The sequence below is a fragment of the Pseudorhizobium marinum genome, from assembly GCF_000705355.1.
Taxonomy (GTDB): Bacteria; Pseudomonadota; Alphaproteobacteria; order Rhizobiales; family Rhizobiaceae; genus Neorhizobium; species Neorhizobium pelagicum.
In genome coordinates, this window is sequence record NZ_JMQK01000001.1 from 254530 (window position 1) to 277588 (window position 23059).

General features: G+C 62.2%; 23 protein-coding genes. 12 read left to right on the forward strand and 11 right to left on the reverse strand.

Annotated features, from left to right (window positions below; all coding sequences use genetic code 11):
* Positions 1-57: 57 nt before the first annotated feature.
* Entirely contained in the window at positions 58-960 is a 903-nt protein-coding gene (gene rpoH / locus EO99_RS0101290; protein ID WP_029616838.1) for an RNA polymerase sigma factor RpoH, read from the reverse strand.
* A gap of 212 nt (positions 961-1172) precedes the next feature.
* Positions 1173-2195 (reverse strand): RluA family pseudouridine synthase, encoded by a 1023-nt coding sequence (locus EO99_RS0101295; RefSeq protein WP_029616839.1) that lies wholly within the window; start codon positions 2193-2195, stop codon positions 1173-1175.
* 33 nt (positions 2196-2228) lie between these two features.
* Between EO99_RS0101295 and EO99_RS0101300 the strand changes: the two genes are divergently transcribed.
* Both EO99_RS0101300 and EO99_RS0101305 read left to right on the forward strand, forming a co-directional pair.
* Positions 2229-2609: a hypothetical protein gene (locus EO99_RS0101300; RefSeq protein WP_029616840.1), complete on the forward strand. Its 381-nt coding sequence runs from the start codon at positions 2229-2231 to the stop codon at positions 2607-2609.
* The gene (locus EO99_RS0101305) at positions 2610-3473 is read left to right on the forward strand and encodes a TrmH family RNA methyltransferase (protein WP_029616841.1); all 864 of its coding nucleotides are present in this window, start codon (positions 2610-2612) and stop codon (positions 3471-3473) included.
* Here EO99_RS0101305 and EO99_RS0101310 read toward each other — a convergent pair.
* Together EO99_RS0101310 and EO99_RS0101315 are read right to left on the reverse strand one after the other, a co-directional pair.
* Positions 3446-4657 carry a coiled-coil domain-containing protein gene (locus EO99_RS0101310; RefSeq protein ID WP_051679638.1) on the reverse strand — a complete coding sequence of 404 codons (1212 nt, stop codon included), beginning with the start codon at positions 4655-4657 and terminating at the stop codon, positions 3446-3448. The two genes, EO99_RS0101305 and EO99_RS0101310, sit on opposite strands and share 28 nt — an antisense overlap.
* Before the next feature lie 151 nt (positions 4658-4808).
* Complete coding sequence (locus EO99_RS0101315; RefSeq protein ID WP_029616843.1) at positions 4809-5399, reverse strand: DUF1134 domain-containing protein; 591 nt, start codon at positions 5397-5399, stop codon at positions 4809-4811.
* Positions 5400-5567: 168 nt separating this feature from the next.
* Between EO99_RS0101315 and chpT the strand changes: the two genes are divergently transcribed.
* Together chpT and EO99_RS0101325 are read left to right on the forward strand one after the other, a co-directional pair.
* Positions 5568-6224, forward strand: coding sequence for a histidine phosphotransferase ChpT (chpT, locus tag EO99_RS0101320; protein ID WP_029616844.1), 657 nt, complete (start codon positions 5568-5570; stop codon positions 6222-6224).
* Positions 6225-6318: 94 nt separating this feature from the next.
* Complete coding sequence (locus EO99_RS0101325; protein ID WP_029616845.1) at positions 6319-6684, forward strand: response regulator; 366 nt, start codon at positions 6319-6321, stop codon at positions 6682-6684.
* A 136-nt stretch (positions 6685-6820) separates the two neighbouring features.
* Here the strand turns inward: EO99_RS0101325 and ctrA are convergent, their stop codons facing one another.
* Entirely contained in the window at positions 6821-7519 is a 699-nt protein-coding gene (ctrA, locus tag EO99_RS0101330; RefSeq protein ID WP_029616846.1) for a response regulator transcription factor CtrA, read from the reverse strand.
* Between the two features lie 419 nt (positions 7520-7938).
* On the opposite strand from ctrA, the gene EO99_RS0101335 reads away from it, so the two are divergent.
* Positions 7939-8289, forward strand: coding sequence for a hypothetical protein (locus EO99_RS0101335; RefSeq protein ID WP_029616847.1), 351 nt, complete (start codon positions 7939-7941; stop codon positions 8287-8289).
* Positions 8290-8374: 85 nt separating this feature from the next.
* Here EO99_RS0101335 and EO99_RS0101340 read toward each other — a convergent pair whose 3' ends face one another.
* The 4 genes from EO99_RS0101340 to EO99_RS0101355 all read right to left on the reverse strand — a co-directional run bounded on the left by EO99_RS0101340 (position 8375) and on the right by EO99_RS0101355 (position 11189).
* Complete coding sequence (locus tag EO99_RS0101340; protein ID WP_029616848.1) at positions 8375-8656, reverse strand: GNAT family N-acetyltransferase; 282 nt, start codon at positions 8654-8656, stop codon at positions 8375-8377.
* A gap of 218 nt (positions 8657-8874) precedes the next feature.
* The gene (gene sciP, locus EO99_RS0101345) at positions 8875-9150 is read right to left on the reverse strand and encodes a CtrA inhibitor SciP (protein ID WP_018327815.1); all 276 of its coding nucleotides are present in this window, start codon (positions 9148-9150) and stop codon (positions 8875-8877) included.
* A 163-nt stretch (positions 9151-9313) separates the two neighbouring features.
* Entirely contained in the window at positions 9314-10033 is a 720-nt protein-coding gene (locus EO99_RS0101350) for a sugar transferase (RefSeq protein ID WP_081851949.1), read from the reverse strand.
* A gap of 139 nt (positions 10034-10172) precedes the next feature.
* Complete coding sequence (locus EO99_RS0101355; RefSeq protein WP_029616850.1) at positions 10173-11189, reverse strand: DUF2793 domain-containing protein; 1017 nt, start codon at positions 11187-11189, stop codon at positions 10173-10175.
* A 422-nt stretch (positions 11190-11611) separates the two neighbouring features.
* On the opposite strand from EO99_RS0101355, the gene EO99_RS0101360 reads away from it, so the two are divergent.
* From EO99_RS0101360 to EO99_RS0101390, 7 genes are all read left to right on the forward strand, one after another.
* A complete protein-coding gene (locus EO99_RS0101360) occupies positions 11612-12514 on the forward strand; it encodes a branched-chain amino acid ABC transporter permease (protein WP_029616851.1) in 903 nt (300 codons plus the stop codon).
* 1 nt (position 12515) lies between these two features.
* A complete protein-coding gene (gene livM, locus EO99_RS0101365; protein WP_029616852.1) occupies positions 12516-13898 on the forward strand; it encodes a high-affinity branched-chain amino acid ABC transporter permease LivM in 1383 nt (460 codons plus the stop codon).
* Positions 13898-14764 (forward strand): ABC transporter ATP-binding protein, encoded by an 867-nt coding sequence (locus EO99_RS0101370; protein WP_029616853.1) that lies wholly within the window; start codon positions 13898-13900, stop codon positions 14762-14764. The genes livM and EO99_RS0101370 overlap by 1 nt, the downstream gene beginning before the upstream one ends.
* A complete protein-coding gene (locus tag EO99_RS0101375; RefSeq protein WP_029616854.1) occupies positions 14764-15492 on the forward strand; it encodes an ABC transporter ATP-binding protein in 729 nt (242 codons plus the stop codon). The genes EO99_RS0101370 and EO99_RS0101375 overlap by 1 nt, the downstream gene beginning before the upstream one ends.
* A gap of 24 nt (positions 15493-15516) precedes the next feature.
* On the forward strand, positions 15517-15870 hold the full coding sequence (locus EO99_RS0101380) for a DUF6867 family protein (protein WP_029616855.1): 354 nt from the start codon (positions 15517-15519) through the stop codon (positions 15868-15870).
* Between the two features lie 139 nt (positions 15871-16009).
* The gene (locus EO99_RS0101385) at positions 16010-17128 is read left to right on the forward strand and encodes a branched-chain amino acid ABC transporter substrate-binding protein (RefSeq protein WP_029616856.1); all 1119 of its coding nucleotides are present in this window, start codon (positions 16010-16012) and stop codon (positions 17126-17128) included.
* A 186-nt stretch (positions 17129-17314) separates the two neighbouring features.
* Positions 17315-18607 carry an MFS transporter gene (locus EO99_RS0101390; protein ID WP_029616857.1) on the forward strand — a complete coding sequence of 431 codons (1293 nt, stop codon included), beginning with the start codon at positions 17315-17317 and terminating at the stop codon, positions 18605-18607.
* A gap of 80 nt (positions 18608-18687) precedes the next feature.
* Here the strand turns inward: EO99_RS0101390 and EO99_RS0101395 are convergent, their stop codons facing one another.
* The gene (locus tag EO99_RS0101395) at positions 18688-19611 is read right to left on the reverse strand and encodes a response regulator transcription factor (RefSeq protein WP_029616858.1); all 924 of its coding nucleotides are present in this window, start codon (positions 19609-19611) and stop codon (positions 18688-18690) included.
* Complete coding sequence (locus tag EO99_RS0101400) at positions 19604-22981, reverse strand: hybrid sensor histidine kinase/response regulator (protein WP_029616859.1); 3378 nt, start codon at positions 22979-22981, stop codon at positions 19604-19606. The genes EO99_RS0101395 and EO99_RS0101400 overlap by 8 nt, the downstream gene beginning before the upstream one ends.
* Between the last annotated feature and the right edge of the window lie 78 nt (positions 22982-23059).

A 23059-nucleotide genomic window follows, 5' to 3' on the forward strand; every position in this document is an offset into this window, starting at 1 on the left:
CAACAAAAAAGCCGGCGGAGTGATCCGCCGGCTTTTTTAGTATGGGTTTGGGTGGGCTCAGGCGTCGACGACGCGCAGGGCCTGCGCCTGCGCCAGCGCTTCCTTCTGCACCGAATCCTGGACCTTTTCGAAGGCTCTCACCTCGATCTGGCGCACACGTTCGCGGCTGATGTCGAACTCCGAGGACAGCTCTTCGAGCGTGATCGGATTGTCCGCGAGGCGCCGGGCTTCGAAAATCCGCCGTTCGCGATCGTTCAGAACGCTCATCGCCTTCGACAGCATGCGCCGGCGGGTTTCCAGTTCGTCCTGCTCGATGAGCACGTCTTCCTGGCTCTCGTGATCGTCCACGAGCCAATCCTGCCACTGGCCGGATTCGCCCTCGGTGGCGCGGATCGGAGCGTTGAGCGAGGCGTCGCCGGACAGGCGCCGGTTCATCGACACCACTTCTTCTTCCGAAACCTTCAGCTTGGTCGCGATCTCGGCCACCTGGTTGGGCTTCAGATCGCCCTCGTCGATGGCCTGGATCTTGCCCTTCATGCGGCGCAGGTTGAAGAACAGCCGCTTCTGATTGGCGGTGGTGCCCATCTTCACGAGCGACCACGAGCGCAGGATGTATTCCTGGATCGAGGCCTTGATCCACCACATGGCATAGGTCGCCAGGCGGAAGCCGCGTTCCGGATCGAATTTCTTGACCGCCTGCATCAGGCCGACGTTGCCTTCGGAGACCACTTCGCCGATCGGCAGGCCATAGCCGCGATAGCCCATGGCGATCTTTGCCACCAGGCGCAGGTGGCTGGTTACGAGCTGATGGGCGGCATCGCGGTCGCCGTGCTCGGCGTAGCGCTTCGCAAGCATGTATTCCTGCTGCGGCTCCAGCATCGGGAACTTGCGGATTTCATCGAGGTAGCGGTTGAGACCGGCTTCCCCGGCAGTGATTGACGGCAGTGAATTGCGGGCCATGAAAGCACCCCCTTCTGATCGATATTCCTGGCTCCCTCTTCACGAGCGACAAGCGCTGAGGCGAGCCAAACGGCGCGGGTCAATCTCGACCCCGCACCGACCCAGCTACCAGATAAGTGCGGCATAAGAGTGGTTCAAGTGAACGCAGCGTTCACCTGTGCGTTATAGCATTACATTTGCGTAATGATATCCCGACGCCGCGTCGCCTGCCGCTATAGCCGCAGCGATGCGACCAGAGCCTCCATATCCTTTGGCATTGGCGCCCTGAACTCCATCACCTCCCCGGTCCGCGGATGCTCGAAAGCGAGAAGGAAGGCGTGCAGGGCCTGGCGATGGAAGCCGCTGACGACGGTCTTCGCCTGCTCCGGCAGCAGATTGACCTTGGTCCTGAAGCCGGCGCTATAGTCCGGGTCGCCGACCAGCGGGCAGCCGATGTGGGCCATGTGGACACGGATCTGGTGCGTGCGCCCGGTCTCCAGGCGGCACTCGATCAGGGCGGCGAGTGCCGTTGCATCCGGCTTCTCGTGAAAACGCTCCATGACTTCGTAATGGGTCACCGCCTCGCGGGCGTCGTCGCTGCCCTCGCGCTTGACTGCCCGCTTGATGCGGTCGCCGGCGCGGCCGAGCGGGGCGTCGATGGTGCCGCGCAATTGCCTGGGTCTGCTCCAGACGACGGCCTGATAGGCGCGCTCCAGCGGTCCGGTCCGGCCATGGTCGGCAAACTGCGCGGCGAGATGGCGATGGGCGGCATCGTTCTTGGCGGCGACGAGCACGCCGCTGGTGTCCTTGTCGAGGCGATGGACGATCCCCGGCCGGCGCACGCCGCCGATGCCCGAGAGGGTGTCGCCACAATGGTAGATCAGCGCGTTGACGAGGGTACCCGTCCAGTTTCCGGCGCCGGGATGGACGACGAGCCCTGCCGGCTTGGCAATGACGATGACGTCCAGGTCCTCGTAGAGCACCTCCAGCGGGATATCCTCGCCCTTCGGTTCTGGATCTTCCGGCTCCGGGAGGACGATCTCCACCTGGTCGCCGGGTGCGACCTTGCGCTTCGGTTCGGTGCAGACGACACCCTTGAGCAGAACGGCACCCTGTTCGATCAGCGCCTTGATGCGGTTGCGCGAAAATTCGCCGTCCAGCGTTGCCGTCAGCCATGCGTCCAGCCGGCCTTCGGCGTCTTCGTCGGCCACCAGCACTTTCCTTGGCGCCTCGGCTTGTTTAAAGGGATCGTTCATTCATTCAACCTGACAGCAGCAAGGACATTCGCAATGGCAAATCCTGATTCCGTGGAACAGGAAGAACCGCTTGATCCGGCAATGGAAAGGGTCCGCCGGAAGATGGTGCTGCTGCAACTCGTTTCGGGCGGCATCTTGTTTGTCTGCTTTATGGCGGTCCTCGCCGCGGTTGTCTACAAGGTGACGCAGACGCCGACGAGCGCGCCGGTCGCCGCGAGCGGCTTCTCTGTTCCGGCCGACCAGCCGCTGATGTCCTCGGTCACCCTGCCGGCCGGGTTCCAGGTGCAGTCCGTGTCACTGTCCGGCAGCCAGATCCTGTTCTACGGATCGATCGGCGGCGCGCAGAAGGCACTGGTGTTTGACGCGTCGGTCGGTCGTATCGTCGCCGATGTGGCGGTCGGAACCGCACCCTGAATGGCGGCGGGCGGCGAAGCCCGGATCATCCGGATCGATGATCCCGATGATCCGCGCATCCTGGAATTCCATGCCATCCGCGAGCGGGACCTGACCGGACGACAGAACCGCTTCATTGCCGAGGGGACGGTCGTGCTGCGGATGCTTGCCGCCGCGCATGCGGGCGGCGGAGGCTTCGTCGCGGAAAAGATCCTGCTGCTGGAGAACCGGGTGGCGGGCCTGCAGGCGGAGCTCGCCGCCTTTCCGGCGGATGTGCCGGTCTATGTGGCCAGCTCGACAGTGCTCGACGCGATCGCCGGTTTTCACCTGCACCGCGGCGTCCTCGCCCTCGGGTACCGGAGCCATCAGCCAGACGCTGCGGAACTGCTCGAGACCTTGCCGGACACCGCGCTGGTGGTGTGCGCCGCCGGCATCTCCAACCACGACAATATCGGCTCGATCTTTCGCAACGCCGCAGCCTTCGGCGCGGATGCCGTGCTTCTGGACGAGACCTGCTGCGATCCCCTCTATCGCAAGGCGCTTCGTGTCTCGGTGGGTGCGGTGTTGAAGGTGCCCTATGCCAGGGGCGGCAGCATCGAGGCCAATCTTGCGGCGCTCGTTCAACGCGGCTTCGACGTCTGGGCGCTTTCCCCCTCCGGGAAAACCGAGATGGGCAGCCTAAGCGCTGCGCCGCGCATGGCGCTGGTGACCGGCACGGAGGGAAGCGGTCTTCCCGCCGCTATCCTCGACCGGTTCAACACGGCGCGAATCGCACAGGCGCCGGGGCTCGACAGCCTCAATGCGGCAACGGCGACCGGTATCGCCCTCTATCTGCTGGCCAGTGCCCAGGGGAGGCTTCAGACGGACGGGACCGCCGGCTCCTGAGCGGCCTCAAGTTCCGCGCGCGTGCGCGCGGCGAGGCTTCTACGGGTGCCTTTGGCCGCGCCGTCCGGCTCCAGCATGGCATGAATGGGCGAGGCGGGACCTTCGGCCCGGGCCGTGAGCGTTACCATGGCTGCGGCAATCGCCGCCAGTTCCTCGCGGATGGCAGGATCATTGCCATCGCTCCTGGCCTTCAGAAGCCGCTCGGAGAGGGCTGATGCGCGATTGTGGACATTGTCTGCCAGCTCGGAGAGCGCCGGAGAGGCGGCGATGACCGCGGCGATGTCGGCAGGTCCGGTCGTTTCGACGGGAGCAAGCGGCACGCTGGCCGTGGTGGCCTGCGTGGCCATGCTGCCGGCGGCTGGCTGCTTGGAGCCCGACTTGCTTGCGGAGCGTGCGGCATCGCGTGCTTCGGCGTTCGCCGCCTTCAGCTTGTCCTTCAGGAGAGCGATTTCCTGAAGGCGTCGCTCCAGCGCGTTTTCCTTGTCCGTCCGCACGGAGATTTCACGCGAAAGCTTGTCCTCAAGCCGCAGCGCCCGGTGTTCTTCCTGTGCGAGCCTGTTTTCGGCATCCTTGGCCCGCGAGGTCTGCAGCTTGATGTCGCTGCGGATGGCTTCGCGTTCGTCCCGAAGTGCGGCAATGCGAAACTTGAGGTTTTCGATTTCGGTATCGCGGGCGGAGAGGTCGATCCGGAAATTGTCGCCGTCTGCCGTGAGCTTGGCGACCCGCCGCTGCAAGTCCTCGATCTGGACGCCCTTGGCGGCATCCGCTTCCTCGGCCGCTTCGACTGCCGCCTTCAGCTGCTGGATATAGCTGTCTTCCTGGCGCAGGCGGGAGCGGAGGTCGGCCGCCTCGACGTCCATGTCGTTGATCTGCATCTGCAGGTCATGATTGTCCGACTGCAGGCGCCGCGCTTCCTCGGCCAGCTTGTCGTAGCGCAGCTTCAGGCCGACGGTCTGGTCACGCTCCTGTACCAGTTCCTGCTTGGTGCGGGCATTTTCCGCGGCGTAGACGGCGCGCGCCATGTCGCGCTGGGCGCGAACCTCCTGCGGACTGATCGGCAAAGTGGCCTGAATGCGCTTTTCGGTGTAGCGGACGATGCGGCCGTGGATCGCGGGGGCGATCAACATGACCAGTAGCGAGGCGCTCAGGAAGCCCAGGCCGAAAAGGAGAGCGAATTGGATCACGACAGGGCCATCTCGCCGGATTGGACGTGTTCTGGGGCAGTTCGACGTTTAAGCACAACCCGTAGGCTGCGGCAAGCAATGCCATGATGCCGTTCTGCCAAGCGTGCCAATGCCACCCCCTGTTGATGCCCCGGGGCTATAATTCAACAGTTCAGAAAGGGTTCCAGGTCGGCGTGGGGGTCAGCTTCAGGTAGCCGATGTTGATGCCGAGACGGGCGCCGAGGCCGGTGCGGATCGGCACAAGGATGACGTCGTTGTTGCGCATGACGGTCATCCCGACGCCGGCGACGACGAAGGCAGACCCTGAAACGCCCCCGAAGCGGGCATAGAGGCTCGGAATGGCCGGCAGGTCGTAAACGAGCATCATGGCGCGGGAGCCCTGGCCGCCGTAGTCGATGCCGAGCGATGGACCCTGCCAGAAGACCGGGTGCTGGCCGGCGTTCTTCGTGTAAAGCTCCCCTTCGCCGTAGGTCAGACCGGCGATGAAGGCCCCGGAACCTTCCTGGCCGAGGATATAGCCGTTCGGCAGGCCGTATTGCTCGAAGGCCTTTTCGACCACCTTGGCCAGGCCGCCGCTCGTGGAGCCGAAGAAGCCGTGACCGGCATCTATGATTTCCTGCGCCGTATACTGGGCGCTGTTCTGGGCCTGTGCCGGCTTGCCCCAGCCGAAGCCTGCCAGCGTCAGCACCGCGACGGCGATTGCGGCAAAGCGGGCGAGGGGAGAAGTCTGGTACATGCGCATCAATCGGGTCCGTCTTGTTCTTTGGTGCGGGTGAGCTTCACATATTGCGGGGATCGCCTTAACAATCGGTTTACCAAATATGGTGTCTTTATGACCGACGAAACGGCACCATCTTCGCACAATGCTAAGACCATACAGATGCTGGCATGACAGCAGCAGGAGAACCGAATGGCCAAGAACCCCAATCTCACCCTTGAGGGGCCAGATCTTGCGGCTCTGCTGTGCAGCCGTGTCTGCCATGACGTGATCTCTCCCGTCGGTGCGATCAACAATGGCCTGGAACTGCTGGATGAGGGCGGTCCCGGCGCGTCGGACGCCGATGCCCTCGACCTGATCCGGACATCCGCGCTCAATGCTGCCGTCCGCCTCAAGTTTGCCCGGCTTGCTTTCGGTGCCTCTGGATCGGTCGGCGCCTCGATCGACACAGGCGAGGCCGAAAAGGCCGCGAAGGATTATGCGGCTGCCGAGAAGAAGACGGAAGTCACCTGGAGCGGCCCGAGGGCGATCGTCGCGAAGAATCGGGTGAAGCTGCTCCTCAACCTCTTCCTCGTCGCCTATGGCGGCATTCCACGCGGCGGCTCTGTCGACGTCATGCTCGAGAACCCGGAGCACCACGCGAAGTTCACGATCACCATCAAGGGACGGATGATGCGCGTGCCGGCGAAGTTCGTGGAGATCTGCTCCGGAACGCTGGATGAGTCGATCGATGCCCATACCATCCAGCCCTATTATACGGTGCTCCTGGCGGATGAATGCGGCATGGAGCTCCGGTACGTCGTGTCCGAGGACAAGATCGTCTTCACCGCCGAAACCACAGCTGCCTGAGCATTTTCCCGACGTAACCATTCGTTAGCTGACTTGGCTCTATCCTTGCCGAGGCTTTTCCTGAACGGGGAGGCCTTGGAGCAGGGAGTGAGCTATGCAGCGTCTGATGATTGCCGACGGTTCGGATGTCGTCCGCAAGGTCGGAAAGCGCATCCTGTCCGAGATCGGCTTTCTCGTTGCCGAGGCCGCCAGCGCCGACGAGGCCATGAGCCGCTGCGAGACCGATCTGCCGGCCATCCTGATCGTGGATGCGGGGCTGGAAGGCGCGCTCGGGCTGATCCAGAATGTCCGTGCCTTGCCGAACGGCAAGGGCGTGCGGATCTTCTACTGCGTCATCGAGGCCGATCTGAAGAAGATGATGCTCGGCAAGCGCGCCGGTGCCAATGACTTCCTGCTGAAGCCGTTCGATCGCAAGATCCTGACGGCCGTCTTCGGCGCATTTGTCGCCGCCCCGGCCTGAAGGCGATCTCTCCCAAAGCGAATCAGTCGTCGCTGACCTGACCGGCTCACGGGACGTTCATGCATGCCTGCTGCAACGCAAAACGCCCGCGTCGGACGCGGGCGTTTGCAAGGAGGGAAATGCGCGGGTGTTGAAGTTATGCGCTTTCGGCCAGGTCGCCTTCCGGTTCGCGCAGCACGTAGCCGCGGCCCCAGACGGTTTCGATGTAGTTGGCGCCGCCGGCAGCATTGGCGAGCTTCTTGCGCAGCTTGCAGATGAAGACGTCGATGATCTTCAGTTCAGGCTCGTCCATCCCGCCGTAGAGGTGGTTGAGGAACATTTCCTTCGTCAGCGTCGTGCCCTTGCGCAGCGAGAGCAGCTCGAGCATCTGGTATTCCTTGCCCGTCAGGTGAACGCGCTGGCCACCGACTTCGACCGTCTTGGCGTCGAGATTGACGATCAGTTCACCGGTGATGATGATCGACTGGGCGTGGCCCTTGGAGCGCCGGACGATCGCATGGATGCGAGCAACCAGTTCGTCCTTGTGGAAGGGCTTGGTCATGTAGTCGTCGGCGCCGAAGCCGAGGCCGCGAACCTTGTCCTCGATGCCGGCCATGCCCGACAGGATCAGGATCGGGGTCTTGACCTTGGACAGGCGCAGTGTCCGGAGAACCTCGTAACCCGACATGTCGGGCAGGTTGAGATCCAAAAGGATAATGTCGTAGTCGTAGAGCTTCCCGAGGTCGACGCCTTCTTCCCCGAGATCGGTCGTATAAACGTTGAAGCTCTCCGACTTCAGCATCAGCTCGATGCTCTGCGCTGTTGCGCTGTCATCTTCGATGAGTAGAACCCGCATAATTTTCCCCTTTGCCGCCGCTAGGTAGTCCGTGCCCCTAGGCGTAACGGATCCAGACTGAGCCTGATTTGGAGGCTGCCACCAAATGGTTAACAAATTCTGATTCACTTAGGCAAGCGGTATCGTAATTATTAAGCATGTGAAGACACCCGTCTGATTTTCAAAGAGGATCGGCCATCGCCTGACTTAAACCACCGCATGAGGAAACCTCGTTAAGTGATTCATGCGACTCTCACATTGTCGCGCCAAATAGGCCTTGGCATTTACCGACCCTTAAATGATCACCCGTATTGTTAATGATGCCCGTAAACGAAAGGTTAACGCGGAGGGGAATTGCATTAACGCGTACGGGTTTTTTGGCCCGAAGTGTAACAATCGGGTTACAGCGGACAGGTGCCGCTTCCCACGGAGTATTGCGTATGAAGTCGCGTGACAGCCTAGTTCGCCTGAAGGAATTTCAGGTTAATGAGAAACGCCGCCAGCTGCAGCAGCTGCAGATGATGATGGCGGAATTCGAGCGCATGGCAAAGGAGCTCGAATATCAGATCGGCGTCGAGGAGAAAAAATCGGGAATCACCGATCCGAATCACTTCGCCTATCCGACCTTTGCCAAGGCGGCCCGCCAGCGGGCCGACAATCTTCAGGTCTCGATCCGCGATCTTCGCGTTCAGCAGGAAACCGCTGAACTCGCCGTCGAGGAGGCTCAGGCCGAGTTTTCCAAGGCTGCGGCTCTGGAAGAGCGGGACGGAGCCATGCGCGCCAGGGCCTGACACCCTGCCGCCTTAAAAGAAAAGATGCCGCAGGCCGACTGGCCATGCGGCCCTTCGCGTTTGACCCCAAGATTTGTGCGGCGGCCTAGTCGCTGATGACGTCCTGCCATTCCGGGTGCCGCAGTGCCTGGCTCCTGAAGAATGGGCATAGCGGCATGATCTTCCATCCGCCCCGGCGTGCCTCTTCGACCGCATGGGCGGCGAGCGCCTGACCGACGCCCTGGCCGCGCAACTCGTCGGGAACGCCGGTATGGTCGACGATCACCAGCCGCGGTGACGTCCGCGAGTAGGTGAGCTCAGCCTCATGTCCATCCAGCGTGGCCGAATAGCGCCCGCCCGATTTTGATTCCTGGTGGCTGATGTCCATGTCGCTCTCCGTTGCCGCTCGAGATGTCATGCATAGGACATCTTCGGCCACTGCGGAACCATGGCAAGTCTGGCAGTCTGGATGTGGTGGGATCGGCAGGGCTTAAAGGCCGGCGGGGGCAGGGGCTGTGCAGGAGCCGTTGCCTCAATGCCAGAAGGCGCCGCGGTGTGGTCTCCCGAGCGGCGCCTTGCGGCATGGACTAGATTGTCAGCGGAACGCTAGTGGCGATACTGCTGGATACGCGTGGTGCGCAGGCCGGCAAGGCCGTGGTCATTGATCGATGACTGCCAGGAGAGGAATTCCTCCACCGTCAGCGTATAGCGCTCGCACGCTTCTTCCAGGCTCAGCAAGCCGCCCCGGACGGCTGCGACGACTTCCGCCTTGCGGCGAATGACCCAGCGGCGGGTATTGGCCGGCGGAAGGTCGGCTATCGTCAACGGACTGCCATCGGGGCCGATGACGTATTTCACTCGGGGCCGTATCATTTCGGTCATGGAACTCTCTACACAAACACAAGACCACAAGGCGAAGGCTAGCGCCGCAGATTTAACATTTACCTAAATGTGGCGAAGCATTTGTTCCAAAGGCATCCACAAGCCCGGAAAAGAGGAGATGCAGCGGTGCGGCAGCCAATTAAGGCAGCAAACCCGGGCTTTCTCAGAAACCGTTTCCGCCGCGCAACTCGTTCCACACGGTCAGCACCATGATCTTGAGGTCGAGCCGGAGGTTGAAATTGTCGATGTAGTAGAGGTCGCAGGCAATTCGCGCCCGGGCCTTGGCGGCTCTGTCCGTCGGACCACGAAGGCCGCGCATTTGCGCAAGGCCCGTCATTCCGGGCTTCACCAGGTGGCGGCGGTGATAGTGAGGGACCAGATCCTCGTAGGGGATGCCCGCGGCCAGCATGCCGATCGCATGGCAACGCGGCCCGACAAGCGACATGTCGCCCTTGAGCACATTCAGGAGCTGCGGCAGTTCATCGATATTGGTGCGCCGAATGATGGCACCGATCCGCGTGATCCGGGGGGCGTTCAGCTTTGTCTGCAGAACGCCGGTGACGTCGCAGTTGTCGATGCGCATCGAGCGGAATTTGTAGACCTTGATCTTGCGGCAGTCCTTGCCCCAGCGGACCTGGGTGAAAAGGACAGGGCCGGGGCTGTCAAGCCGGATCATGATGGCCACCGCCAATAAAAGCGGGAAGAGCGCAATAAGCGCCATGATGGAGACGGCGACGTCGATCACCCTCTTGGCGACAGCCTGCTCGGCCCGAATTGGCCCGGTCAACTGGAAGGGATAGTGATCGACATAGGTCTGCAGAGCAGGCGATGCCGACAGGACATCGGCAGCTGCATAGACGGTATTTTTTTGAAAATCCGACATACTCACAGAGCCACCCCGACAGGAAGTACGCATCGCCACACCCATTTCAACAATAGAACAGTATTTTCCGGCTGTCATCCTCAAAGTTAATCATTGGTTAACTACAAGCAGATGTCAGAGGCGATTAATTCAATCGCCTCTAAAGTAGAGCCAAGGATAGTGTTGTGCCGTCGGGTCCGGCGCGCAGCTGCGCCGTTCCGTCGTGCCTAAGGGTGAGGGTGTCGCCAGCCGCAAGGGCTGCCATCGTGCTGGCCGATTGAAAGCCCGCGCTTCCGGGGAGCGTTAGCAGATCCGAGGTGTCGTTGACGCGCAGGCCGGTCGTGTGTCCGCTGGAGGTGGCGACGGCCACGTGCAGGCAGATCAGGTAGATGCCGGCCGCAGGCACCAGGATCTCGTTGCCGCCGCCGGGAACTGCACTCGCGAGCTGAAAGCCGCCCTGGACCAGCGAGAAACCTGTGAATCCGCTCCGGGTGTTATCGGCCGGTGCAAACGTCGTTCCGGCTCGATAGGCCCGTGCCACGGGCTGGTTTGGTCGATGGACCCGGCCGGCCGGATCGAGGGAGAGGCCGGTCCTCCAGGTGCTGCCGTCGCTGACCTTCAGCGAAAGCGCATTGTCGCCCGTCAGGCCGAGTTCCGCGTAGCCGGTCCATCCGGACTGGAACAGCAGCGATGCGGTGTCTCCGCCGGTCGCCTTGTTGATCTTCAACTGATGGCCAGCGCCGGCATGGGAGAAGAGACTGGAAGGGGAGGAGAGGGCGAGCCTGTTCGTTTCATCGGCGGAGGCTGCGATCCCGAGACGGGCAAATTCTGCCTCGGCGGGAAGAGCGTTGCGCCAGTCTCCACCGGAGAAGACCTTCAGAGAAAGATCAGACGCGAACCAGGCGCGCCAGCCGTCCTGTGGTTGCAGGAACGCCCACGCTCCGTCCTGCCAGGCCGCCAGCTGTCCCCGGCGACCTGCCCATGGTCCGAATGGTTCGGTGCCGATCAGGAAGACCACGCCTTCCATCGGGGAGACGGGTGGGGTGGATGTCTCTGCGAGGATGGCAAGGTGTACCAGCGCATCCAGCGTCAGCAGGGCCTCGTTGTGGGTGACGTGCTTCTGAGCCTGGGATGGAAGGATGAAGGGCAGGTTCAGCTTCGTGGTGGTGTCGGCCATGATCTCTCTCCTGTTTGCCAGAGAGTAGGCGCGGATTTTCGGGAGGTGAATCTGAACCGGGGTAAGCTGTTGTTTCGATTGATATGACTGTGCGGTTCCGGCGCGTGTGAGGGGCGCAGCTGCAGGCGCCGCACATCGCTTTTCCTTCTTCCGTCGCGGTGTGGGCGCAACCCTGGCGCGGCGGATCGATGTGTCGGCAAACCACAAAGGCGCGGATTTCGGCAGGGCCCTGCGTATTTTTTGGCGTTCCGGCTTCGTCTGTGTGCAGACTGTTGAAAACCGAATGCTTTTCGCCGTGCTCCCGGCTTTTTGTCTTCACATTTATGCCAAAAACGGTAATGGATGCGCCTGAAGTCTGGGGACCCGCAAGGGTCAAGAATAAAAGAGATGCGGCCGATGGGATCGCATCCGGGGGAAATTATATGGAGTACTTCGTCCAGCAGCTCGCCAACGGGCTGACTCTTGGATCCATCTACGGCCTTATCGCAATCGGCTACACGATGGTCTACGGCATCATCGGCATGATCAATTTTGCCCATGGTGACATTTTCATGCTCGGCGCCTTCGCGGCCCTGATCGTCTTCCTCATTCTCACATCGTTCTTCGCAGGCATTCCCGTGGCGCTGGCGCTGCTGGTGATGCTGATTGCGGCGATGCTGATGACGAGCCTGTGGAACTGGACGATCGAGCGAGTCGCCTACCGGCCGCTGCGCGGGTCGTTCCGCCTGGCGCCGCTGATCACCGCGATCGGCATGTCGATCGTGCTGTCGAACTTCATCCAGGTGACGCAGGGTCCGCGCAACAAGCCGATCCCGTCGCTCGTGACGGACGTGTACCACTTCGGCAACATCACCATCTCCTTGAAGCAGATCATCATCGTCGCGGTCACCGCGGTGCTGCTGACGGTCTTCTGGTACATCGTCAACAAGACGCCGCTCGGACGCGCCCAGCGCGCAACCGAGCAGGACCGCAAGATGGCGGCACTGCTCGGCGTCGACGTCGACCGGACGATCTCGATCACCTTCATCATGGGCGCGGCACTCGCTGCCGTCGCCGGCACGATGTATCTGATGTATTATGGCGTCGCGACGTTCAACGACGGCTTCATTCCGGGCGTCAAGGCGTTCACCGCAGCCGTTCTCGGCGGCATCGGCTCGCTGCCGGGCGCGGTTCTCGGCGGGCTGCTGATCGGCCTCATCGAGTCGCTCTGGTCGGCCTATTTCACGATTGCCTACAAGGATGTGGCCACCTTCGCGCTGCTCGCCTTCGTGCTGATCTTCAAACCGACCGGCATCCTTGGCCGTCCGGAAGTGGAGAAAGTCTGACATGGCGCAGTCGTCTGACAACAACAGCCTGATGGCTCAGGCTGCCAAGGAGGCCCTGGTCGCGGCCGCCGTCTCCTTCGGCCTCTTCATCCTTTACGTCGGCATCGAGACCTACCAGGACATCAACAACGCCCTTGTCTGGCGCACGCGCTGGGGCCTGCTTGCGGTCTTCGTCGTGATCGCGGCCGTCAGCCGCTTCCTGGTCGTCGGCTTCATCAAGCCGCATCTGGACAAGCGCAAGCGGGACAAGGCCAAGGCCGGCATCCCGGAGGTCTCCGACGGGAAGAACTTCTTTCAGCGGAATTTCCTGAAGATCGCCCTCATCGGTCTTCTGATCTACCCGCCGCTGTCGGTCATGCTGGCGGGAACGCAGGGGTCGCTGAAATACGTCGACAACTTCGGCATCCAGATCCTGATCTACGTCATGCTCGCCTGGGGGCTGAACATCGTCGTCGGGCTCGCCGGTCTCCTCGATCTCGGCTATGTGGCCTTCTATGCCGTCGGCGCCTATTCCTATGCGCTGCTGTCCCAGCAGTTCGGCCTGTCCTTCTGGGTCCTCTTGCCGCTGTCGGGCATTCTGGCCGCCTTCTGGGGCGTCATCCTCGGCTTTCCGGTGCTGCGCCTGCGGGGCGATTATCTGGCGATCGTCACACTGGCGTTCGGCGAGATCATCCGTCTCGTGCTGATCAACTGGACCGCCGTGACGAAGGGCACCTTCGGCATCTCGGGCATTCCCAAGGCTTCCTTCTTCGGCATCTGGTCGTTCGACGTGGGGGCCGCGAACAACTTCACGAAGGCATGGGGTCTCTCGATGTCCTCGGCCTACTACAAGATCTTCCTGTTCTACCTGATCCTCGCGCTCTGCATGCTGACGGCCTATGTGACGATCAAGCTTCGCCGCATGCCGATCGGCCGCGCCTGGGAAGCCCTGCGCGAAGACGAAATCGCCTGCCGCTCGCTCGGCATCAATACGGTCACCACCAAGCTGACGGCCTTTGCCATCGGCGCGATGATCGGCGGCTTTGCCGGCGCGTTCTTCGCCACCCGGCAGGGTTTCGTCTCTCCGGAAAGCTTCGTCTTCCTGGAATCGGCCGTCATCCTGGCGATCGTCGTCCTCGGCGGCATGGGCTCGCTGACCGGGATTGCCATCGCCGCCATCGTCATGGTCGGCGGCACCGAGCTGCTGCGCGAGATGGAATTCCTGAAGCATGTCTTCGGCCCCGACTTCACGCCGGAGCTCTACCGCATGCTGCTGTTCGGCCTGGCGATGATCGTCGTCATGGTCTTCAAGCCGCGCGGCTTCGTGGGCTCGCGTGAGCCCACGGCCTTCCTCAAGGAGCGTAAGGCCGTCGCCGGCAGCTTTACCAAGGAGGGCCACGGCTGATGACCCCCGGAACGAATACGATGAACAACAACGACACGATCCTGAAGGTCGAGCACCTGTCGATGCGCTTCGGCGGCCTGATGGCCATCGACGACTTCTCCTTCGAAGCCAGGCGCGGCAACATCACCGCGCTGATCGGCCCGAACGGTGCCGGCAAGACGACCGTCTTCAACTGCATCACCGGCTTCTACAAGCCGACAATGGGCATGATCACCCTGAAGCAACGGGATGGCGACCACTATCTGCTGGAACGGCTTCGCGACTTCGAGATCACCAAGATCGCCAAGGTGTCGCGGACCTTCCAGAACATCCGGTTGTTCTCGGGACTGACGGTTCTGGAGAACCTTCTGGTCGCCCAGCACAATGCGCTGATGAAGGCCTCCGGCTATACGATCCTCGGTCTTCTCGGCATGCCCGCCTACACGAAGGCATCGGCAGCCGCGATCGACAAGGCAAAATACTGGCTGGACAAGGCCAATCTGACGGAACGGGCCGACGATCCGGCGGGCGACCTTCCCTATGGTGGGCAGCGCCGTCTCGAGATCGCCCGGGCGATGTGCACGGGGCCGGAGCTTCTGTGCCTCGACGAGCCGGCCGCCGGCCTCAATCCGCGCGAGTCGGCTGCGCTGAACACGCTTCTGCACTCCATCCGCGACGATGGCGCCTCGATCCTCTTGATCGAGCACGACATGTCGGTGGTGATGGAGATCTCCGACCATGTCGTGGTGCTGGAATACGGCCAGAAGATTTCCGACGGCACGCCCGACCACGTGAAGAACGACCCGAAGGTGATCGCTGCCTATCTCGGCGTCGAGGATGACGAAGTTGAACAAATCGAGGAACAACTCGACGAGGGGAGGATCTGATGTCCGTTGAACCCCTCCTGAAAGTCCAGGGCGTGCAGACGTTCTACGGCAATATCCGGGCGCTCGACGGCGTCGACGTGCACGTCAACCGCGGCGAGATCGTCAGCCTGATCGGTGCCAATGGCGCCGGAAAGTCGACGCTGATGATGACCATCTGCGGCAGCCCGCAGGCGCGCCACGGCTCGATCATCTTCGACGGCGAGGACATCACCCAGCAGCCGACGCACCTTATCGCGCGGCGCCGGATCGCCCAGTCGCCGGAAGGTCGCCGCATCTTCCCGCGCATGACCGTCTACGAGAACCTCCAGATGGGTGCCGGCCTCGACAAGATGAAGCACTTCGACGAGGACGTGGAGAAGATCTTCACTCTGTTCCCGCGCCTGAAGGAACGGCAAAGCCAGCGCGGCGGGACACTGTCCGGCGGCGAGCAGCAGATGCTGTCGATCGGGCGTGCCCTGATGTCACGGCCGAAGCTCCTGCTGCTCGACGAGCCGTCGCTTGGCCTCGCGCCGCTGATCGTCAAGGGCATCTTCGAGGCGATCAAGAAGCTCAACGAGGAAGAAGGCCTGACCGTCTTCCTGGTGGAGCAGAACGCGTTCGCCGCACTGCGCCTGTCGCATCGTGCCTACGTCATGGTCAACGGCAAGGTGACGATGACGGGAACGGGCAGGGAGCTTCTGACCAATCCGGAAGTGCGCGCCGCCTACCTCGAAGGGGGCCGGCATTGAGCCGCGCGTCAGGGAGAGATTGAGATGCAGGGTTTATTCTTCGAAACCGACACCGGCGTCCGCTATGTGCTGCGCGTCCTCGTGTTGCTGATCGGCTTCTGGACGGCGTGGCGCACCGGCAGGGCCGTCGCGGAAGGCTGGCAAGGCTATGTCACCGTGGTGATCTATACCGCGCTGCTCGCCTTCGTGATGCGCTTCCTGCATTTTTCGCTGTTCGAGGGACCGTTCGTCAGCCCCTTCTACTACCTCATCGACTTCGTGCTTCTGCTGGTGCTGTCGACGATCGGATTCCGGATGCGCCGGACACGGCAGATGGTCGACAACTACTACTGGCTCTACGAACAAACCTCCGCTTTCTCATGGAAGAAGAAAGATTGACAGTCGCGAAAATCTGTCCTCAGATTGGGCAAAGGTTCAAAGCGACGAAACCTTAGAGTGGAACAGTTTCCGACGCGACAACAGTGGGTATCGCGGCCGGCTCGAAATCCAACCCGCTTATAAAACTGGGAGTAACATAATGAAGAAGTCTCTTCTTTCCGCCGTCGCACTGACAGCCGTCGTCGCCTTCGGCGGCAGCGCCTGGGCAGAGGTGCTGGTTGGCGTGGCAGGTCCTCTGACGGGCCCGAACGCAGCTTTCGGAGCGCAGCTTCAGAAGGGCGCCGAGCAGGCAGCTGCCGACATCAACGCGGCTGGCGGCCTCAACGGCGAGCAGATCCGCATCGTGCTCGGCGACGACGTGTCCGACCCGAAGCAGGGCATTTCGGTCGCCAACAAGTTCGTGTCTGACGGCGTGCAGTTCGTCATCGGCCACTTCAACTCCGGCGTTTCCATTCCGGCCTCGGAAGTCTACGCAGAGAACGGCATCCTGCAGATCACGCCGGCATCGACCAACCCGGTCTTCACCGAGCGCGGCCTGTGGAACACCTTCCGCACCTGCGGCCGCGACGACGAACAGGGCGGCATTGCCGGCGCCTATCTCGCCGAAAACTTCAAGGACGCGAAGATTGCGGTCATCGACGACAAGACGCCTTACGGCCAAGGTCTTGCCGAAGAAACCAAGAAGGCGATGAATGCCGCCGGCGTCACGGAAGTGATCCGCGAAGGCGTCAACACCGGCGACAAGGACTTCTCCGCCCTCATCGCCAAGATGAAGGAAGCCGGCGTCTCGATCATCTACTGGGGTGGCCTCCACACGGAAGCCGGCCTGATCATCCGCCAGGCTGCCGACCAGGGTCTCGATGCAACGCTCGTTTCGGGTGACGGTATCGTTTCCAACGAACTGGCCTCGATCGCCGGCGACGCCGTCGAAGGCACGCTCAACACCTTCGGCCCGGACCCGCGTCTGGCGCCGCAGAACAAGGAGCTCGTTGAGAAGTTCCGCGCAGCCGGCTTCGAGCCGGAAGCCTACACGCTGTACTCCTACGCTGCGATGCAGGTGCTGGATGGCGCCACGAAGGCTGCCGGATCGAACGACCCGCAGGCCGTTGCCGAAGCGATGAAGGCCAACACCTTCCCGACCGCGCTCGGCGACATGGGCTTCAACGAAAAGGGCGACCCGAAGCTGCCGGGCTACGTCATGTACGAGTGGAAGAAGGGTGCCGACGGCAACTTCACCTACGTCCAGATGGCTGACTAAGGTTTGCCGCAAGGCAGTCTGAATTGAGAAAAGCCCGGCTTCGGCCGGGCTTTTTTTGTTCTGCATGCCTGCATTCAATTCGATGCCGCGATCTGGTATCGCCCCAGTCGGCGCAGAAGCGCGTGGGATCGGTCCTGATCCACCTTTGGCATTGTGCATGGTGGCAGAAATGTCGATGTTGCAAACATGGCAACAGAAACAGAGTTTTCCTTCGTAGCGCTAACCCGTTCGGCACGACGGCACATTCGGGTGTTTCAGATACACCAGTTTCTTGATCGTCTTGCGATGGGTCTGACGGTTGCCGTTGTTGCTCTGGCGTTAACCGACCGAGGCATGGACCTCTTTCAAATATCGCTTCTCTTCGGGGTGTATTCGCTCACGACTATGGCGATGGAGCTGCCGTTCGGTGGCTTGGCAGACAGTATTGGACGCAAGCCGGTCTTTCTGATGGCAGTCGTCGCCAGCTTGATTTCGCTCGGGCTCTTTCTCGCAACCAGCGATTTCTATGTTCTCGCAGTTTCATTTGCGTTCATCGGTTTCGGACGTGCGCTTCGGTCGGGGACGCTTGATGCGTGGTTTGTCGAAACCTTCAAAGCCGCCGCGCCAAATGTGGATCTCCAGCCCGCGCTGGCCAAAGCGCAATGGGCCAATGCTGTCGGGTTGGCCACTGGCGCGGTCCTCGGTGGCCTTCTGCCCGATATTTTCGGCTCGGTCGCGGAAAGCATCGGTTTCAGCATCTATGATGTGTCCTATGCAGCAAGCTTTGGTGTGATGCTGGGCGTGTTTGTTTTCACGGTGTTGGCCATTGTCGAAAAACCACGTTCGGCGGACCCCGGTGCACTCAGGCAGGGGTTCGCAAACGTTCCGTTGGTGATCAAAGACGCGGGCGTTCTTGCTCTGAAACATCCTGCACTATCGGTTCTATTGGCAACGCTGGCGTTCTTCTTGATGGCCACCAACCCAGTCGAGGTGATCTGGCCAACCCACGCAAAGCCGATGGTGGACGCGGGCTATGCAAACACCGTCATTGGTGTCGTGACCGCGACCTATTTCTTCTCCATCGCTTTTGGCGCATCTCTGTCTCCGTACATCAGCCGGATCTTCAAGCGGCAGCACGCAATGACGCTGGCAGCGACTTTTGCATGCCTGGCAGGCGTTCAGATCGCATTGGCACTCCAGGACAATATCCTGGGCTTTGTGACCGTTTTTGTCCTGTATTCCGTGTTGCTTGGCGTCAGCGAGACACCTGCGAGCAGCATTCTGCATCGTTGCGTAGAAGACCGTCAGCGGTCGACCATGCTGTCTTTGAGATCGCTTGTACAGCAGTTGGGGGCCGCATTGGGTCTGGTGTTGGCCGGAAGTGTCGCCGAGATTTACTCGACACCCATCGCATGGATTGTCGGTGCGGTGTTTCTATTCATTGCTGCGATACTGTCCTTGGTTCTGGTCAAAAAACTGGCCGTGGAAGCCGATCGCTGACGTTCGTGCACCCGGCTCTGGCACAGTGGCATGACCGCGGCACCGGAGTTCCTCCTCACGCGGGCCTGAACCGGTCGTGGTCACGCCAGATAAATCACCTGCGCCGCCTTCACCGCAGCGGAGGCGCGGTTCTCGACGCCGAGCTTCACGTAGATCTGCTCCAGGTGCTTGTTCACCGTGCGGGCCGACAGGCCGAGGATGTCGCCGATGTCGCGGTTCGACTTGCCCTTGGCGATCCATTCGAGAACCTCCGATTCCCGCAAAGTCAGCGAAAAATGCTGGCGCAGCACGTCGGCGCCGGCGCGTTGGCTGGAGCCGGTCAGCCGGAACAGGAACTCGTCGGCGCCGATGGCGCCGAGGAAGGTGAAATGCAGGCCCGCCTCGTCCTTGAGGCTGAGCGAGAAGCTGCCGTCGCGCGAGGCGCCGGCCTGTTCGCGGGCGCCGAGCCAGGAGGCGATGTGGTGGGCGACCGCTTCCAGCCCGTCGTCGCTGCCGGTGGCCGCATTCACGAGCCGCGTCGCCTGCGGCGTCGACCAGTGGATGCTGCCGTCGCCCTTGACCGCCAGCAGATGGCGACCGGCGGCGTCGAGCGCCACGCGGGCGCTCTGGGCGGAGCGGGCATTGGCGAGATGGACGCGGATGCGGGCCCGCAGTTCGTCGATGTTGATCGGCTTCGTCAGGTAGTCCACGCCGCCGCAATCCAGCGCATTCACCACATGTTCGGTTTCCGTCAGGCCGGTCATGAAGATCACCGGGACCTGCGACACGGCCGGATTGCCCTTCAGCCGTCGGCATGTGGCAAAGCCGTCCATGGCGGGCATGATCGCGTCCAGCAGGATCAGATCGGGCGTGATGCGCTCGACGATGTTGAGCGCTGCCTGTCCGGAGGTCGCGATCAGCACGGAAAAGCCGGACTGCTCCAGCGCCTCGGTCAGGAAACCGAGGGCTTCGGGACTGTCGTCGACCAAAAGGACGATGTCGCGGGGCAGGGCTGCGTCAGCCATCGGTTGCGTGTTCTCCGCTGAATCGGTTGAGGAATGTCCTGTAGCCGTCGAAGTCGAAGGCCTGCACGTAGACCCCCAGCTCGGCGACGAAGGGGCGGTTGGCCTCCGACTGCGCAAGGTCGGCGAGCTTGCTTTCGATCCCCCGGACGTAACCGATCTCGCCGAGCCGCAACAGGTCCTGCAGGTGATTTTCTCCGGGACTAATGAGGGCGCTCCGCGCAGGGGGGGCAATCGTCTGCAGTTCGTCCTCGTAGATCCAGGTCAGGCCGAGGTGGGCGGCTAGGCGATCGCTCAGCTGGCGCATGTCTACCGGCTTGCCGATGGCGTCGTTATGACCTTCCGCCTTGGCCGCCGTACCATCGCCGATATTGGCCGACAGCATGACGATCGGGGCCGTCTGTCCGCCCTCGCGCAAGCGCGTCACCAGGTCCCAGCCGCTCATGCCGGGCATCGAAATGTCGACGAGGAAGAGATCGGGCTTCACGCCCTCGATCAGCGTCAGGCAGTCCGGCCCGCTCGCGGCGGTCAGCACGACGAAATCCATCGGCGCCAGCGCCTCCTGCATCAGGTCGCGGTGGTCCTCGTTGTCGTCAACGACCATGATCGTGCGGCGCGGGCCGGTATAGGAAACGATGCGGCGCTCCGGTGCCGCTGCCGTACTGGGCCTGTCGACGGCCGACAGCATCAGCCGGACCCGGAAGGTCGAGCCTTCGTCCTTGACGCTTTCCACCGATATGTCACCGCCCAGCGTGTTGGTCAAAAGCCGGGTGATCGTCAGGCCGAGGCCGAGGCCCGGCATGGGCTTGATCGTCTCCGCCTCGCCGCGCTGGAAGGGCTCGTAGATCCGTCCGAGGTCGTTTTCGGCGATGCCGCGGCCGGTATCGCCGACGGTGAAGGTGGCCACCTGGCTGCGATAGGTGACGTCAAAGCGGACCGTGCCGGTATCGGTGAACTTGATGGCATTGGACAAGAGGTTGACGAGGATCTGGCGCAGGCGCTTTTCGTCGGTGCGCACATATTGCGGCAGCGCCCGAGCCCGCTCGTGCTCGAAGCGCAAACCCTTCGCCTGTGCCTGAAGGCCGAACATCTCGACGATCTGGTCGAGGAAATCCTGGATGTTGATCTCGTTCGAATAGACCTGCAGCCGCCCGGCCTCGATCTTGGATATGTCGAGAAGCCCGTCGATCAGACCGGAGAGATGGTCGGCGGAGCGTCGGATGACCTTGATCGCCGACTGGCGCGGTGCAGGAATGCTGGCGTCGCGCTCGAGGATCTGGGCATAGCCCATCACGGCGTTGAGCGGCGTGCGCAGTTCATGCGACAGGCCGACGACGTAGCGGCTTTTGGCGCGGTTCGCCGCTTCTGCCGTTTCCTTGGCCTGCTGCAGGGCGGCATCCGTCTTCTTGTGGGCGGCGATTTCGCGCAGCAGCAGGGTGTTCTGGCGCGAGGATTCCTCCTCCGCCACCACCCGGCTGTCGTGGGCCAGCACATAGAACCAGGAGACGATGCCGGCAATGACGGCGAAGACGAAGAAGACGATGAAGATCGTGCTGTAGATCACCTCGGCATTGGCCGGCGCCGCAAGGCCTGCCTGATAGCCGATCATCGCGAGGATCACGCCGATCACCGAGATCGACAGGACGGCGGCGATCGCATAGCGGCCAAGCCTTGTCGTCAGCTTCGTTACCACCGTCAGCGGAAGGAGCGTGCGGGCAACGACGCCAACCTGCGCGTGGAGGCGCGCCTTCGGCTTGCACATGTCGTGGCAGCGGCTGTCGAGCGAGCAGCAGAGCGAGCAGATCGGTGCCGCATAGGCGGGGCACCAGGCCATGTCCTCCGGTTCAAAGGGGTGTTCGCAGATCGAGCAGGTGATCGAGGTGAGGTTCTTCCAGCTGTGGCGCGGCTTGCGAGCCAGGTAGAATTTGCCCTTGGTTGCAAAGGCCAGCGCCGGCGACAGCAGAAAGGCGATCAGCGTCAGATAGGTGGAGAGCGAGGCCATGACCGAGCCGAAGAGGCCGAAATGGGCGGCGAGCGCGATCGCCGCCGATCCGGTCATGGCGCCGAGCCCAACCGGGTTGATGTCGTAGAGATGCGCCCGCTTGAACTCGATGCCGGGCGGCGAGAGGCCGAGCGGCTTGTTGATGAAGAGATCAGCGGAAATGGTGCAGAGCCAGGCCATGGCGATGATCGAGAAGATCCCGAGCGTCGCTTCGAGCAGCCGGTAGATGCCGAGCTCCATCAGCAGCAGCGCGATGGCGACGTTGAAGATCAGCCAGACCACGCGTCCCGGATGGCTGTGGGTCAGACGCGAGAAGAAGTTCGACCAGGCGAGCGACCCGGCATAGGCGTTCATCACGTTGATCTTCAGCTGCGAGACGACGACGAAGGCCGCCATCAGGAGCAGTGCCGCGGTCTCGTTGGGGATCATATAGCCGAAGGCGGCAAGATACATATGGGCCGGATCGGCGGCCTCGCGAGCGGGAAAGCCGGTCGACAGCGTCAACACGGCGAGGAAGGAGCCGGCCAGCAGCTTCGGCACGCCGACGACCACCCAGCCGGGACCGGCCAGGAAGACAGCCAGCCGGTGGCGCCACTTGCGCTGGCCTTCGGCCGGCAGGAAGCGCAGAAAATCCACCTGCTCGCCGATCTGAGGCATCAAAGCCAGGATGACCGCCGAGGCGGCGCCGAATTCCAGCAGGTTGAAGGGGGCAACGCCGGAGGCTTGCGCATTGGAATGGTCGATGCCGGCGAAGGCGCGCCAGAGGTCGAATTTTTCCCAGTCGAGGAAGGCGATGAAGATGAACGGCAGGATGTTGAGGACGATCCAGAAGGGCTGCGTCACCAGCTGGAAGCGGGAGATCAGCCGGACGCCGTAGATCACCAGGGGGATGACGACGGCGGCGCTGATGATGTAGCCGATCCAGGGTGGTATGCCGAAGGCAAGCTCCAGCGCGCCGGTCATGATCGAGGCCTCGATCGCAAACAGCATGAAGGTGAAGCTGGCGTAGATCAGCGAGGTGATCGTCGAGCCGATGTAGCCGAAGCTTGCGCCGCGGGTCAGCAGGTCGATGTCGACGCCGTGGCGGATCGCATAGCGGCTGATCGGCAGGCCGACGACCAGCATGACGACCGCGGCGACGATGATGGCGTAGATGGCATTCGTGGTGCCGTAGGAGAGGGTGATCGTGCCGCCGATCGCTTCCAGCGCCAGGAAGGAGATGGCACCGATTGCCGTGTGCGAGATGCGGTTCGACGAAAAGCGCCGCGCGCTCTTGGCCGTAAAGCGCAGCGCGTAGTCCTCCAGCGTCTGGTCGGCGACCCAGCGGTTATACTCCCGACGGACCGGTATGATGCGTTGCCGTGCGGCCATGCCTAATATCTAGCGCTCGTTGTGATGTGACTGCCGTTTGGGCACTCTCCTGCGGGCGCCTTGGATTTGCAAGCCCTT

Excerpts from the sequence above, each read along its gene's own strand:
- ctrA (WP_029616846.1), bottom strand. The coding sequence starts at position 7,519 with ATGCGGGTTCTACTCATCGAAGATGACAGCGCAACAGCGCAGAGCATC.
- EO99_RS0101315 (WP_029616843.1), bottom strand. The coding sequence starts at position 5,399 with ATGCGCATGTACCAGACTTCTCCCCTCGCCCGCTTTGCCGCAATCGCC.
- EO99_RS0101375 (WP_029616854.1), top strand. The coding sequence starts at position 14,764 with ATGTCCGTTGAACCCCTCCTGAAAGTCCAGGGCGTGCAGACGTTCTAC.
- EO99_RS0101380 (WP_029616855.1), top strand. The coding sequence starts at position 15,517 with ATGCAGGGTTTATTCTTCGAAACCGACACCGGCGTCCGCTATGTGCTG.
- chpT (WP_029616844.1), top strand. The coding sequence starts at position 5,568 with ATGGCCAAGAACCCCAATCTCACCCTTGAGGGGCCAGATCTTGCGGCT.
- rpoH (WP_029616838.1), bottom strand. The coding sequence starts at position 960 with ATGGCCCGCAATTCACTGCCGTCAATCACTGCCGGGGAAGCCGGTCTC.
- sciP (WP_018327815.1), bottom strand. The coding sequence starts at position 9,150 with ATGACCGAAATGATACGGCCCCGAGTGAAATACGTCATCGGCCCCGAT.
- EO99_RS0101305 (WP_029616841.1), top strand. The coding sequence starts at position 2,610 with ATGGCGGCGGGCGGCGAAGCCCGGATCATCCGGATCGATGATCCCGAT.
- EO99_RS0101295 (WP_029616839.1), bottom strand. The coding sequence starts at position 2,195 with ATGAACGATCCCTTTAAACAAGCCGAGGCGCCAAGGAAAGTGCTGGTG.
- livM (WP_029616852.1), top strand. The coding sequence starts at position 12,516 with ATGGCGCAGTCGTCTGACAACAACAGCCTGATGGCTCAGGCTGCCAAG.
- EO99_RS0101355 (WP_029616850.1), bottom strand. The coding sequence starts at position 11,189 with ATGGCCGACACCACCACGAAGCTGAACCTGCCCTTCATCCTTCCATCC.
- EO99_RS0101400 (WP_029616859.1), bottom strand. The coding sequence starts at position 22,981 with ATGGCCGCACGGCAACGCATCATACCGGTCCGTCGGGAGTATAACCGC.
- EO99_RS0101325 (WP_029616845.1), top strand. The coding sequence starts at position 6,319 with ATGCAGCGTCTGATGATTGCCGACGGTTCGGATGTCGTCCGCAAGGTC.
- EO99_RS0101300 (WP_029616840.1), top strand. The coding sequence starts at position 2,229 with ATGGCAAATCCTGATTCCGTGGAACAGGAAGAACCGCTTGATCCGGCA.
- EO99_RS0101370 (WP_029616853.1), top strand. The coding sequence starts at position 13,898 with ATGACCCCCGGAACGAATACGATGAACAACAACGACACGATCCTGAAG.
- EO99_RS0101395 (WP_029616858.1), bottom strand. The coding sequence starts at position 19,611 with ATGGCTGACGCAGCCCTGCCCCGCGACATCGTCCTTTTGGTCGACGAC.
- EO99_RS0101390 (WP_029616857.1), top strand. The coding sequence starts at position 17,315 with ATGGCAACAGAAACAGAGTTTTCCTTCGTAGCGCTAACCCGTTCGGCA.
- EO99_RS0101335 (WP_029616847.1), top strand. The coding sequence starts at position 7,939 with ATGAAGTCGCGTGACAGCCTAGTTCGCCTGAAGGAATTTCAGGTTAAT.
- EO99_RS0101385 (WP_029616856.1), top strand. The coding sequence starts at position 16,010 with ATGAAGAAGTCTCTTCTTTCCGCCGTCGCACTGACAGCCGTCGTCGCC.
- EO99_RS0101360 (WP_029616851.1), top strand. The coding sequence starts at position 11,612 with ATGGAGTACTTCGTCCAGCAGCTCGCCAACGGGCTGACTCTTGGATCC.
- EO99_RS0101350 (WP_081851949.1), bottom strand. The coding sequence starts at position 10,033 with ATGTCGGATTTTCAAAAAAATACCGTCTATGCAGCTGCCGATGTCCTG.
- EO99_RS0101340 (WP_029616848.1), bottom strand. The coding sequence starts at position 8,656 with ATGGACATCAGCCACCAGGAATCAAAATCGGGCGGGCGCTATTCGGCC.